At 64.2% G+C, this 14,321-nt stretch carries 6 protein-coding genes; all 6 read left to right on the top strand.

Annotated elements, in window-relative coordinates:
• Positions 1–257: 257 nt before the first annotated feature.
• The 6 genes from ASD73_RS00830 (at position 258) to ASD73_RS00805 (ending at position 14,280) form a co-directional block, all read left to right on the top strand.
• Positions 258–7,367 carry a peroxidase family protein gene (locus ASD73_RS00830; RefSeq protein WP_056375887.1) on the top strand — a complete coding sequence of 2,370 codons (7,110 nt, stop codon included), beginning with the start codon at positions 258–260 and terminating at the stop codon, positions 7,365–7,367.
• Between the two features lie 74 nt (positions 7,368–7,441).
• On the top strand, positions 7,442–9,196 hold the full coding sequence (locus ASD73_RS00825; protein WP_056369979.1) for a type I secretion system permease/ATPase: 1,755 nt from the start codon (positions 7,442–7,444) through the stop codon (positions 9,194–9,196).
• Positions 9,193–10,551 carry an HlyD family type I secretion periplasmic adaptor subunit gene (locus tag ASD73_RS00820; protein WP_200934850.1) on the top strand — a complete coding sequence of 453 codons (1,359 nt, stop codon included), beginning with the start codon at positions 9,193–9,195 and terminating at the stop codon, positions 10,549–10,551. Before ASD73_RS00825 ends, ASD73_RS00820 begins: the two co-directional genes overlap by 4 nt.
• Positions 10,552–11,195: 644 nt before the next feature.
• Positions 11,196–12,128 carry a serine O-acetyltransferase EpsC gene (epsC, locus tag ASD73_RS00815; protein ID WP_443027937.1) on the top strand — a complete coding sequence of 311 codons (933 nt, stop codon included), beginning with the start codon at positions 11,196–11,198 and terminating at the stop codon, positions 12,126–12,128.
• 110 nt (positions 12,129–12,238) lie between these two features.
• On the top strand, positions 12,239–13,486 hold the full coding sequence (locus ASD73_RS00810) for a dipeptidase (protein ID WP_056369981.1): 1,248 nt from the start codon (positions 12,239–12,241) through the stop codon (positions 13,484–13,486).
• A gap of 161 nt (positions 13,487–13,647) precedes the next feature.
• Positions 13,648–14,280, top strand: coding sequence for a peroxiredoxin (locus tag ASD73_RS00805; RefSeq protein WP_056369982.1), 633 nt, complete (start codon positions 13,648–13,650; stop codon positions 14,278–14,280).
• Positions 14,281–14,321: the final 41 nt, after the last annotated feature.

Below are 14,321 nucleotides of genomic sequence, written 5' to 3'. Positions count from 1 at the left end.
GTACTAGATACTCCCACCATACCGATAGTGAAGAAGACTCATCGAGTCCCATATCGGGCTAGTACGTAAAGTCCAATCGACTCTTATCCCCGCTTTTACTTAACCTGTTTTTAAGCCGTTCAGCGAGTCGATTCGATTTGTGATGTTCGGCCTTGCTGGCGGGGGGCCGCACCAGCTTCTGTTCAACCTTTCGTCCGCACGATTTTGCGGATGAGGCCGTGTGCATCCTTCGCATGCGGCCGGACCGGAGACGCGACATGGTACAGCTTACGAAACACGACCTCAACTTCATCCTCGCCCAGATCAAGATCGCAGAGGCGCACGCCGCCGGCGGCGATCTCGCCGCGCTGGTCGCGGGTTATAACGGCAATGACGGGTTCGCGCAGGCGCATCTGCTGCCCTATGGCCTCAGGACCGTCGACGGCAGCTACAACAATCTGTTGCCGGGCCGCGAGAATTGGGGCGCGGCGGATCAGTCCTTCCCCGGTATTTTCACGCCGCAATATATGAACGACGCCGACGGCGATCGGTACGACTTTAACCCCGCGCCCAACGGACCCGGCGCGGATGGCATCATGGGTACGGCCGACGACACGGGCGTAAGCTGGTACACGAACAACAATTACGCGAACGCGGGTCCCCGGACCGGGTCGTTGCCCGGTCCCGGCAGCGGCACCGTGATCGACGCCGATCCGCGCATCATCTCCAACCTGATCGTCGATCAGACGCTGAAGAATCCCGCCGCCATTGCCGCGGCGCTGACGCACGCCGGCCTGTCGGGCCAGCCGCTGATGGCAGCGCTGACCCAGATCGTCGCGGCAAGGGATGCGCTCGACGCCGCCATTGCGGCGGTCGAAGCGGCCGAAGGGACGATCGACGACCTCACTGCTGCCGTCGCGGCTGCCCAACTCGCGCTGACCGATGCGCAGGCCACCGACACCGCGGCCGCGGCGCAGGCGGCTACCGACCAGGCCGCCTTCGAAGCCGCCGACGCCGAAGTCGCCCCGGCGATGGGCGCGCGCGACGTGAGCCTCGCCGCCTATGTGGCGCTTCTTGCCGACACGATGGATAACAGCGAGCAGGCCGTCGAGATCGCCGCAGCTCTGGAAGCATATGGCGCGGCCGAGGCTGCCTACCAGCTGGCGCAGGACAATGCCGAGGCGGCGGAGGCCACCTCGACCGCGTCGGCCGCCGCCGCTGCCGCTGCCGCGGCTGCGCTTCTGGCGGCGCAGGCCGCGCTGACCGGCGCCGAAACCGCGCTCGCGGACGCGCAGGCGGTCGATGCAGTCGTCGCCGATGCAAACGCCGCACTCGACGCGGCGCTCGCCGAACATGGTGTGGAGATGGACGGTAACACCGTCTATCTGCCCAATGTCTCGCCCGATGAAGGACTGTCATCGCCGTTCAACGGCTGGATGACGATCTTTGGACAGTTCTTCGATCATGGCCTCGATCTGGTCGCGAAGGGCGGCAACGGCACGGTCTATGTGCCGTTGTCGCCTGATGATCCGCTTTATGTGCCGGGCGGCCAGAATTATATTCCGCTCACCCGCGTGACGGTGAACGCCGGTGCCGACGGCATCCTCGGCACCGCCGACGATGGTCCGGGGCCGAAGAATCTGACCACGCCTTGGGTTGACCAGAACCAGACCTATGCCTCCTCCGCGTCGAAGCAGGTCTTCATGCGCGAATATATCGCGGGGGCCGACGGCAAGCCGGTTTCGAGCGGCCTGCTGCTCGAAGGCAGCAACGGCGGTCTTGCTACCTGGGCCGACATCAAGGCGCAGGCGCGTGACGTGCTCGGGATCGAGCTCACCGACCTCAATGTCGGCAACATCCCGCTGATCGCGACCGATCCCTATGGCAATTTCATCCCCGGTGCGAACGGCTACCCGCAGCTCGTCGAAGGCATGGGCCCCGATGGTCAGCTCGGCACCGCCGATGATATTCTGCGCGAAGGCAATCCGGCCGCACCCGTCAGCGCGCAAGGCGTCGTGCTGACCGGCCATGCCTTCCTCGATGACATCGCGCATGCCGCGGTTCCGGTGATCGGCGATCACGACAACGATCCGTCGACGGCCAACCAGCTTAATCCGGACAAGGACTCGGCGCTCGGCTACGCCAATGCCGACGGCTCACCCGGACCACAGGGCCAGCGTGGCCCGACAGCGTATGACGATGAACTGCTCGACCGCCACTTCATTGCGGGCGATGGCCGCGCGAACGAGAATATCGCGCTGACCGCTGTCCACCAGGTGTTCCACGCCGAACATAACCGCATCGTCGAGCACACCAAGGATGTGACGCTCGCATCGATGGACCGCGCCTTCATCAACGAATGGCTGCTGACCGACCTCACCGATGCGCAGTTCGCCACGCTGACGGGCGGCAACCCGGCGGCGATCGCGACGCTGTCGGAATCGCTGGCGTGGGACGGCGAGCGCCTGTTCCAGGTCGGCCGCTTTACCAACGAGATGGAGTATCAGCATCTGGTGTTCGAGGAATTCGGCCGCATGATGCAGCCCGACATCGACGCCTTCGTGTTCGAGCCCTCGGCCGACATCAACCCCAGCATCGCCGCCGAATTCGCGCACGTCGTCTATCGTTTTGGCCACTCGATGCTGCGGCAGGATATCGCGGTCATCGAAATGGACGAGAATGGCAATCCCGTTCAGAACGACATCAGCTTGTTCGACGGCTTCCTGAATCCGGTGATGTACGACTCGCTCGGCACTGCCGAAGAGGCATCGGGCGCGATCATCCGCGGGATGAGCCGCCAGACCGGCAGCGAAATCGACGAATTCGTCACCGACGTTCTGCGCAACCAGCTGCTCGGCATCCCGCTGGATCTGGCGACGATCAACCTCGCGCGCGGCCGCGATGTCGGCATGCCCTCGCTCCAGACCGCGCGCGAGCGCTTTTTCGACGCGACCGGCGACACGTTGCTCAAGCCCTATGAGAGCTGGGCCGATTTCGCGCTCAATCTCAAGAATCCGGCGTCGATCATCAACTTCATCGCGGCCTATGGCACGCACGAGACGTTGATCAATACGCAGGCGAATCCGAAGACGGTCGAGGAACTGCGCGACGCCGCGACCCTGCTCGTCCTCGGTGGTACCGGAGCGCCGGCGGACCGGCTCGACTTCCTCAATGCCGAGGGCGCCTATGCCAATGACGCAAAGCTGGGCGGGCTCAACGACATCGATTTCTGGATCGGTGGCCTAGCCGAAAAGAAGATGGCGTTCGGCGGCATGCTCGGTTCGACCTTCAGCTTCGTGTTCCAGATGACGATGGAAAATCTGCAGGACGCCGACCGCTTCTATTATCTGTCGCGTACGCAGGGCCTCAACCTGCTCAATGAGCTGGAGAATAATACGTTCGCCGAACTGGTGATGCGCAACACCGACCTCGGCGACGATCATTCGACCGCGCTGCCGGGCAATCTCTTTTCGGCGTTCGAGATGCCGCAGCTGGAAATGGATATCAGCAAGCAACTGGGCGCCGATCCGGTGTCGGACGATCCGTTCCTCGGCGGCTTTTCCAGCCTCATCGAGCGTATCGACGCCGATGAAGACGGCATCGCCGAATATATCCGCATCAACAGCAACGAGCATTTCGTCGTTGGCGGCACCGAGAATGACGACGTCATCGTCTCGGGTGGCGGCGACGATGCCATCTGGGGCAAGGGCGGCAACGACCGGATCGAGGCCGGCTATGGCGTCGACAAGGTGTTCGGCGGCGAGGGCGACGACATCATCACCAACGCCGGCACCGACATCGGCGAGGCCGACTTCCTCCACGGCAACGAAGGCAATGACGTCATCCATGGCGGTTCGGGTCTGTCGCTGCTGTTCGGCAACCAGGGCAATGATTTCATCATCACCGGCCCTGACGGCAAGGAAGCCTTCGGCGGCACCGGCGATGATTTCATTCTCGGCGGTTCGGGCGGCGACTTCCTGCTCGGTAATGAAGGCAATGACTGGCTGGAAGGCGGGCAGCGCTTCGATACGCTGGCGGGCGAGAATTCGGAGCTGTTCTTCAACTCCTCGATCATCGGCCACGACGTGATGAACGGCGGCAGCGGCGATACCGACTATGACGCCGAATCCGGCGACGACATCATGTTCCAGAACAATGAAGGCATCCAGCGCTCGAACGGGCAGGCCGGCTTCGACTGGGGCATCCACAAGGGTGACAGCACCGCGGCCAATTCGGACCTCGGCATCCCGATCTTCGAAACGCAGGAGGCATTCATCCTGCGCGATCGCTTCGATCTGGTCGAAGGGCTGTCGGGCTGGAATCTCGATGACACGCTGACGGGACGCAGCCGCAGCACCAACGCGCGCGGCGAGTTGCAGAACACCGCGGCGATCCCGGGCCCGGACTCGCCGCTCGACTCCTACTCCAACGACCTGCTCGCGAAAAATGTCGATCTGATCGACGGGCTCGACGTGCTGGTCGCGCATCTCGGCGCGGGCATCCCGGTGACCAGAGTGGTCAACGGGCAGACTGTTCCTGTGCTCGACGAGAATGGCGTGCAGGAGCGCGCGATCTTCAGCACGTCGGAGGCCGGGGACATCCTGCTCGGCGGCGGCGGCAATGACGTCATCAAGGGCCTCGCCGGCAACGACATCATCGATGGCGATCGCTGGCTCGATGTCCGCATCCTTGTCACCCCCAAGGAGGGCGACAACTGGGCGGCGTTCAGCGTCGACAGCATGACCGAAATCGCTCCGCGCATGGTCACCGGCGAGATCAATCCCGCCCAGCTGTCGATCGTCCGCGAGCTCCTGGACGGCGATGCGGCAAACGCGAGCACCGACATCGCGGTCTACACCGATGTGGTCGCGAATTACACGTTCACCCGCAATGCCGACGGCAGCATCACGGTCGACCACACCGGCTTCACCGATCCAGGGGATGGTGAGGATGAGAACGGCGAGGATATTCCTGAGGAGACGCTTCAGAACCGGCCGCTATCCGACGGCACCGACCGGCTGTTCAACATCGAAAAGCTGCGCTTTTCGGATGGGAATGGCGGTACGGTCGATTATCTGGTCAGCCAGTTGATCAACGAGCCGGCCACCGGCGCACCCGTGATCAGCGACATGACCCCGACCGAGGGGCAGGTACTGACCGTCGATACCAGCAGCATCGCGGATGCCAACGGCATCGCCAGCGGATTTTCCTACCAGTGGCAGGTCTCGGAAAATGGCGGCACGTCCTGGAGCAATACCTTCGACAACCTCCAGGGCACTTCAGACGCGACGTTCGAGCCCAACGAAGGCATTCTCGGCTTTGGTAGCCAGGTCGGGGATATCCTTCGGGTGGCGGTCACCTTCACCGATGGCGGTGGCAACACGGAGACCGTCTATTCGGCGTCGACCGGCGTGGTCGGTGACGATTGGAATCGCGGCCTCCTCACCGGCGACACATTCAACGGAACGGCTGGCGACGACATTGCCGATGGCGGTAACGGCATCTTCGGGATCGGCGCCACCGACAATCTGAACGGCAATGGCGGCGACGACGTGTTGAATGGCGCCGGAGGCAACGACAACCTCAATGGCGGCGCCGGCAACGATCGGCTCGACGGCGGAGCCGGCACCGGCGACGTGGCAATCTATGCGGGAGGCGTCGGCCAATTCGTCCTGGGGTCCAGCGGCACCAATCTGGTCGTTACCGATCTGACCGGCGCGGAAGGGATCGACACCCTCAGCACGATCGAAACGTTGCGTTTTGCGGGCACCAGCTACGCTGTCGTAGCGGGGTCGGCGGCTGCCAACGCCAACCTGAACGGCGCCAACGGTGCGAACGGATCGCAGGCGGTGTTCGGCCATGCAGGCAACGACTCGCTTAACGGCGGTGCGGCCAACGACTTGCTGGTCGGCGGCCAGGGCAACGACACGATCCGTGGCGATGCCGGCAACGACACCATCTACTGGACGGCGGGCGACGGCCGTGATGTCATCAACGGCGACACGGCGGCTGCGAACATTGCCGGGACGGTGGACACGGTGAAGATCGTCGGCGACGGCTCGGCCGAAACCTATCGCATTTACTCGCGCACCGCGGCGCTGGCGGCGGGCATCACCGGCCTCGGCGCCAACACCGAGATCGTGATTACCCGCAACGGCACCAACAACGCCGCGATCATCGCCGAACTCGACAATATCGAGGAGATCGTGATCAATGGCTTGGGTGGCGGCGACACCTTCACGGCGATCGGCAGCTTTGCCGGCACCAGCCTGCTGACCAGCACGATCACGCTCGAGGGAAGCGCCGGCGACGACATCGTCGACATCTCCGCCCTGCAGTCGGCGCACCGCATCGTGTTCCGTTCGAACGGTGGCAATGACACGATCCTCGGCACGCTACGCGATCAGGATGTGATCGAGTTGCCCGAAGGCGCAAACCCGGCCGATTATACCGCAAGCACGGCCGATGGCATCACCACGCTGAGCAGTGCGACGCATTCGGTTACCTTCGCGGGCGAAGGAACACCCGAATTGCGCGTCGCGGGATCGAACTCGCCTGAAGACGATGACGAGCATCACGACGACGATCAGGTACATGACGATGATCATGATGATGACGACGACGGCGCGGTCGTCACCCCGCCGTCGCATGACGATACGCTGACCGGTACGGCTGGCGGCGATATGCTCAAGGGCGGATCCGGCGAAGACGTCATTAGCGGCCGCGGCGGCGACGATGTTATCGGTGGCGGCTCGGGCGACGACCGCCTCGACGGCGAGGCCGGCGACGACGATCTGGCCGGCGGGTCGGGCGACGATGCACTGCTCGGCGGTGCCGGCGACGATAGGCTCGCGGGCGGATCGGGTGACGACCGGCTCGACGGCGGCGACGGCGATGACGTCATGACCGGCGGCAGCGGCGACGATGTTTTCGTCTTCGGCGAAGGCGACGACCGGGTTACCGACTTCCGGCTCGGCGAAGATAGCATCGACCTCAGCGGCTTGGGCATCACGGCGCAGAGCTTCGCTTCGCGCGTCGTCATCAGCCAGTCGGGGAACGACACGCTTGTCCGCATCGACGGGAATGAGCTGCGGCTCGACGGGGTCTCCGCCGCCAATATGCAGACCTCATCGTTTGCGTTCGCTTCGACTGGGCCAAATCCGGCGGCAAATGGCACGCCGCCGGCCGAGAGCGAGGCGATGGCGAACGATCCGTCACCGCAGCCGGTCGATCAGGGCGGAACAGGCGGCGCGCCCGATCCCTCGACGTTGAGCCACGATACCTGGGGCGGCGGGTGCGACTTCGACCGGATGCCCTGGTGGCTGCGGTCGCGGTTCGAATCGAACGGGCACCACGAACAGACCCATAATGAATGGAGCTTCCTCTAAACTCCCGCGCCCCCGGGAGGTCCGGGCCGGCCCCCGCCGGTCCGGACTCGACCGAACAGGAAGGAAGCAGGGTTATGCGAACCGATTCCGCCGTTCCGCCGCAAATCAGACAGGCTTTTGCCGCCTGCCGTCAGCATTTTGTGGCCGCCGCCGCGTTCAGCGCGCTCGTCAACATCCTCTATCTCGCGCCGACGATCTACATGATGCAGGTCTATGACCGCGTCGTTCCGACCGGCGGCGTGCTGACCCTGTTCTGGATCACGGTTATCGTTGCGGTTGCCATCGCCTGCCTCAGCGCGCTCGACATGGTGCGCAGCCGATTGATGCTGCGCGCTTCGTTGCGGCTCAACCGCCAGCTTGCGGCGCCGATCCTCGACCGCCTGCTCGCGCGCGCAAAAGGCAATGCCGACCCGGCGGCGGCGCAGGCGATGCGCGATTTCGACACTTTCCGAAGCGCGGTCGCCAGCCCGTCGGCGATCGCCTTGTTCGACCTGCCATGGACGCCGCTCTATTTCGTGGTCGCATTCATCATTCATCCTGTCCTCGGACTGCTGATCCTCGGCGCCGGGGCTGTGCTCCTCTGCCTCGCGCTTCTCAACGAGCGGGCAACCAAAAAGTCGGGTGCCGCGGGCCATCGGGCGATGGCGGCCGCCTATGCGAAGCAGGAGTCGATGTTCGAAAAGGCGGAGATCGTTCGCGCGCTCGGGATGCGCCGCGCGCTGGTCGCACGCCAGATCGCCGACCGCCGGGCGGGACTGGAGGCCAGCGCGAACACCCAATTGACCGCCGCGCGCTATGCCGGGCTGGTCAAATTCGCGCGCATGTTCCTGCAGTCGTTGGCGCTCGGCGTCGGCGCCTGGCTTGCTATCAACGCCGAAATTTCGGTGGGTGCGATCATCGCCGCATCGGTGCTGCTGGCGCGCGCGCTTCAACCGATCGAGCAGATGGTTCAGGCTTGGCCGTCGATCGGACAGGCGCGGCAGGCCAAGGCGTCGATCGAGGCGCTGTTCCGTTCGACCGACAATCTCGTCGGCGACCGCGTCGTGCTGCCGGCGCCCGAGGGTTATGTCGAACTCTCAAATGTTTCGCTGCGTTCGCCCGACAACAGCGCGCTGATCCTGCGCGGCGTGTCGACGTGGCTGATCCCCGGCGAAGTGCTGGGCGTGATCGGTCCCTCGGGTGCCGGCAAGACGACGCTGGCGCGCATCGCGGCCGGGGCGATCCCGCCCGACGGCGGCGAAGTCCGCATCGACGAGGCGCAATATGGCGACTGGGACGCCGAACGCCTCGCGTCGCATATCGGCTATCTGCCGCAAGAGCCGACGCTGCTGCCGGGCACGATCGGCGAAAATATCTCGCGCTTTGCGGCGGCACGCGGCGAACATGCGGTCGACATCGACGACAAGGTGACGCGCGCCGCGATCGCCGCGGGCATCCACGACCTGATCCTGCATTTGCCCGGCGGCTATAATGCCCAGATCGGCGACGGCGGACTCCGCCTGTCGGGCGGGCAGGCGCAGCGCATCGCGCTGGCGCGCGCGCTTTATGGCGATCCGAAGGTCCTCATTCTCGACGAGCCGAACGCCGCGCTCGACAGCCAGGGCGAAGAGGCGCTGAACGACGCCATCGTCGCCGCCAAGCTGCGTCAGGCGGCGATCATGATCGTCACGCATCGCCAGTCGGCGCTGCGCGACGCCGATCGCCTCGCGGTGCTGAAGAATGGCGTGATCGAATATCAGGGGCCGCGCGGCGAGGTGCTCGAATTGCTGCGCGAGAGCGCGGCCGCCGCGGCGAATGTCATCAAGATGACGAGGAACAAAAAACCATGAACGCGATGAGCTTTGGCGACGACCTGCACGGCGAACCGCTTGCCGTCGATACGATCGATTCCCCCAAGCGCGAGCTTCGCACGGGGATATGGATCGCCGCGGCATTTTTCGTCGGCTTCCTCGGCTGGGCGGCTTTCACGCCGCTCGACGCCGGCGCGATGGCGCAGGGATCGGTGTCGGTTTCGGGCAATCGGCAAGCCGTGCAGCACAAGGATGGCGGCATCGTCACCGCTTTGATGGTGACCGAGGGGAGCGAAGTGCGTCGCGGCGACGTGCTGCTCAAGATCTCGGCTTCGGATATCGTCGCCGCCGAACGCGGCCTGACCGGCGAGGTCGTGGCCTTGCTGGCGCAGCGCGCGCGATTGACCGCCGAACGCGACGGCGCGCGGCACATCGTGCGGCCGGTCGAATTTTCATCCTATCTCGCGGGCGACCGCGCGCTTGCCGAAGAGGCGATGCGCGGCCAACGCCTTCTTTTCGACGCGCGGCAGCGGTCGGGCGTCACCGAACGAGGGATGCTGGGCCAGCGGATCGCGCAGCATAACCAGCAGATCGGGGGCTATGGCGCCCAGATGGAATCGAACCGGATCCAGCAGCGGCTGATTACCGAGGAACTGACCGGTCTCCGCACATTGTCCGACCGCGGTTTCGTTTCAACCAACCGGCTGCGCGCGGTCGAGCGCAGCTCGGCGCAGCTCGACGGCGATTTCGGCGCGCTGCGGTCCGACGTCGCGCGACTGGAAGAGGCGATCGGCGAATCGCGCTTGCAGATGGTGTCGCTCGATCGGCAGGTGATCGAGGAGGTCGCGACGCAACTGCGCGAGGTCCAGGTCCGGCTCGACGAACTGCAGCCGCGCCTGTTCGCAACACGCGAAAGACTGTCGCAGTCGATTGTTCGTGCCCCGTCCAACGGACGCGTCGTCGGATTGAAGGTCTTCACCGTTGGAGGCGTCGTTGCACCGGGCGAAATGCTGATGGAAATCGTGCCGCAGGACAAGGCGCTGGTCGTGCTCGCGAAAGCCTCGCCGAACGACGCCGACGACCTGACGTCGGGCATGCAGACGCAGGTGCGCTTTTCGGGCATTCAGGAACGCAGCCTGCCGATTCTGAAAGGCAAAATCAGCAAGGTGTCCGCGGACAGTTTCGAGGATAATCGCACGGGGATGGAATATTTCGAGATCGAGGTGATCGTCCCGCCCAAGGAAATGAAGAAGATCGCGGCCTTGCGCGGCGAGAACAGCCTGCGCGCGGGCATGCCCGCGGAGGTGATGGTGCCGCTGCGCGAACGGACCGCGCTCGGCTATCTGATCGAACCACTCACGCAAACATTGTGGAGGGCCGGCCGGGAGCATTAATTATGGCCTCCGTCTGTTGACTGTATCGGACGCCACGCCGCGACCACGCTATAGGCGTCTGCCTGCCTCGATTTTCCAACCAAAGCGGCCATTCTGCTTTCGGCCAGAAGCAGCCGAGAATTGGTGGTGCGGTCTAGGTAAATAGGTGCGCTTGCTGTTGAGGATACAGCACCCGGGCATCGTGCGGTGTGCAGTTTCGTTCACCCTATGCCCCTAGTCCGGTAAATTATCTTCTAGAAACATAGGCATGAGGGGATGGAAATGGTCCATATCCGTGGATTTTTGCGCAGTCGGCGTCGATCCGATGGCAGTTTCCGGTTCCAAATAATTTTTCTTTCGGGCCGCCAAGAAAGCGTGGCACGACATATCTCAATCAAATCAGTAGATAAATCGCAGATCCCCGGATCTCGCGGCTTTTGATAGCTGTCAGCTTGCTCCGCGTCACCAACGGCTAAAGCGCACGAAGACTGGCCCCAAGTCGGATTCGTGCTTCTGAGAAGGAGATACGAGATGAGAGTCCGACCCCAGGCATCTTCCCGCCATCGTCCGTTAGCCGCGTCGCCGCCGCTGCCCCATCCATCATGGTCGCCTCCCCGCGACGGACGCCGCGTCAGCGCGCAGGAGTTCTGGCAGCGGCTTGGCCTGTGATCGAAGCCGTCGATGCCGAGCAGCCCGAACTGACCGATGGGGTCGCCGCGATTGCGGCGGAACTCGCCGCGATCCGGCGCGAGTGGCGCGATGCTCATGGGCATAAGGCCGAATATGGCAGCGAGGGTTTTCCGTCTCGCGGCGACTTAGGCAAGATCGTCGGCGCGCTTTGCGGTGCGCTCTATCCGCTGCGGCTCGGACCGGATTTCGTGCGGCCGCATAACGAACATGTCTTTGTCGAGCAGACGCTGCAGACGACGCTCGCGCGGCTGTACGGGCAGATCCGGCTCGAACTCATCTATGCGATGGCCGATGAGACGATCCATGCCGTCGACGCGCGCGCGGCCGAAATCCTCAATAATTTCACGCAGCGTCTGCCGACGCTTCGCCGCCTGCTCGATACCGATGTCGAGGCAGCGTGGCGCGGCGATCCCGCGGCGCGCAGCGTCGACGAGGTGCTGATCTGCTACCCCTCGATGCTCGCGATCATCCACCACCGGCTCGCGCATCAACTCCATATCGACGGCGCGCCGCTGGTTGCGCGGATCGTCGCCGAGGTGGCGCATGACAAGACGGGGATCGACATTCATCCCGGCGCGCAGATCGGCGACAGCTTCTTCATCGACCATGGTACCGGCGTCGTCATCGGGGAGACCGCGATCCTCGGACGAGGCGTCCGGCTGTATCAGGGCGTGACACTCGGCGCGCGCAGCTTCGCGGCCGACGATGCCGGGGTCATGGTACGCAACATCCCGCGCCACCCGATCGTCGAGGATGATGTCGTAATCTATGCCGGGGCGACGATCCTCGGTCGCGTGACGATCGGCGCGGGATCCGAAATCGGCGGCAATGTCTGGCTGACGCACGACGTTCCGCCCCGGAGCCGCGTCATCCAGGCGCGCGAACAGAACAGCATAAGCGGCGCGTAAACGGCCCACGCGGCGCTTTGCCCGGTCGAGCGGGAGGCGCGAAGCGGCCGGGAACAACATACTGCTCCCCTTCGCCGACCACGGCCGAGGAGCCTCCTCCGGAGAATGACATGACACGAACCTGGAAAGCTGCGCTGCTGGCCGGCGCCTTGTTGATCGCTCCCGCAGTGACACACGCCGACGCCGGCGATGACGAGGCGGTGGCGGTTCACGACCGCGTGCTTGTGCTCGACAGCCACGCCGACGTACTGCTGCCGTCGACACCGAAGCGCTATTATCTTGATGGCCGGAATTCGCGGGTCGACTTTCCGCGCCTTGAGCAGGGCGGGGTCGATGCGATCGTGCTGGCGGTCGCGGTGGGACCGGGGCCACGCGATGCTGCCGGCGTTGCCGCGGCGCGGCGCGAAGCCGACGAGAAGCTGGCACGGATCAAGGCGTTTGCAGCATCCGATCCGGCGCGGGTCGGGCTCGCGCGTAGCGCGGCGGACGTTGAGCGGCTGAGCCGTGAGGGCAAGGTCGCTGTACTCGTCGCATTTCAGAATGCGCGTTCGATCGGCAAGGACATTGCCCAGATCGATCGGCTCTATAGCGACGGCGTGCGCATCTTTGCCTTCGATCACGCCGGACATAACGACTTTGCGGACTCATCGCGCCCGCAGCCTGGCGAGCCCGTCGCCGAGCATCGCGGCCTGTCGCCGCTCGGCAGGCAGGCGGTGGCGAAGCTCAACGATCTAGGCGTGCTCATCGACGTGTCGCAGCTCTCGACCGACGCCCTGCTCCAGACCGTAACGCTCAGCCGCGCGCCCGTCGCAGCGACGCATTCGGCGGCGCGTGCGCTCGTCGACAATGGCCGCAACCTCGACGATGCCGAACTTGATGCGATCAGGGCGAAGGGCGGCGTGGTGCAGGTGACGCCGTTCACCTCCTATCTGACGCTGCCCGACCAGGCGAGCCGCGACCGCATCAGCGCGATCCGCGCAAGCTACGGTCTCCCGGCCGACTATGCCTCGACCTACGACGGCAGCGAGGCGCTACCCGAGGCGCAGCGCAGTGCCTATCTCGACGCCCTATCGGGCGCGCGAACAAAGGCGAGCCTGTCCGATTTCGTCGATCACATCGATTATATCGCAAAGCGGATCGGGTGGCAGCATGTCGGGATCGGGAGCGATTTCGATCATGGCGCGGGTGTCGCTGGGTTCGACAGTGCCGCGGATGCGCCCAATGTCACGCGTGAACTGTTGCGCCGCGGTTATAGCGAGGACCAGATCGCCGCGATCTGGGGCGGCAACTTCCTCCGTGCGCTCCGCGCCGCCGAGGGCGCCAAAAAGCGGCAAATTCAAGTCTACCGGTTGAGATGATAGTTTTTCTTCCGTTTCAATAAGAAATCTTCGGCAGCGTCGCCCACGGCGCTGCTGCTAGATCATGCGCAGCCCTTCTACCGCATCCCCCGGCGACCGGCTGTCTCCAACCCGAAGCCATTGATCGCGCGGATGCATTCGCGCGCAGCAGGAGAACGTCCATGTCGCTCAAGCTTTTCGACACCGTCCCCGACTTCACGCAGGAATCGACCGAGGGGGCATTCAATTTCTATGACTGGGCCGGCGATGACTGGGTCGTGCTTTTTTCGCACCCCAGGGACTTCACGCCCGTCTGTACGACCGAACTTGGCACCGTCGCGCGGCTCAAGCCCGAGTTCGACAAGCGCGGCGTCAAAGTCGTCGGCCTGTCAGTCGATCCGGTCGAAAGCCACCATGCTTGGGCAGGCGATATTGCCGAGACGCAGGGGACGGCGCTCAACTTCCCGCTGATCGCGGACGATGATCGCAGCGTTTCGAACCTGCTCGACCTTATTCATCCGGCTGCGTCCGATACCAATACAGTGCGCACCGTGCTCGTCATCGACGGTGCGAAGAAGCTGCGGCTGACGCTGACCTATCCGGCGTCGACCGGGCGCAATTTTGCGGAACTGCTCCGGACGATCGACAGCCTGCAGCTAACCGACAAGCACAAGGTCGCGACTCCCGCCGACTGGCAGCAGGGCGGCGATGTGATCATCGTGCCGTCGCTTGACGACGCCGCGGCACGAGAACTTTTTCCGGGCGGCTGGACGACGGTGAAGCCCTATCTGCGCACCGTCCAGCAACCGGGCTGATCCGGCTTCCAGAACATAAAACAGACCATCCAAGGAGAACT

It is taken from the genome of Sphingopyxis sp. Root154 (assembly GCF_001427105.1).
Classification (GTDB): domain Bacteria; phylum Pseudomonadota; class Alphaproteobacteria; order Sphingomonadales; family Sphingomonadaceae; genus Sphingopyxis.
The sequence above is the reverse complement of the archived record's forward strand: the minus strand, read 5'-3'. Positions and strand labels throughout refer to the sequence as shown.

Coding starts and splice junctions, on each gene's coding strand:
- ASD73_RS00805 (WP_056369982.1), top strand. CDS start 13,648: ATGTCGCTCAAGCTTTTCGACACCGTCCCCGACTTCACGCAGGAATCG.
- ASD73_RS00810 (WP_056369981.1), top strand. CDS start 12,239: ATGACACGAACCTGGAAAGCTGCGCTGCTGGCCGGCGCCTTGTTGATC.
- ASD73_RS00830 (WP_056375887.1), top strand. CDS start 258: ATGGTACAGCTTACGAAACACGACCTCAACTTCATCCTCGCCCAGATC.
- ASD73_RS00820 (WP_200934850.1), top strand. CDS start 9,193: ATGAACGCGATGAGCTTTGGCGACGACCTGCACGGCGAACCGCTTGCC.
- ASD73_RS00825 (WP_056369979.1), top strand. CDS start 7,442: ATGCGAACCGATTCCGCCGTTCCGCCGCAAATCAGACAGGCTTTTGCC.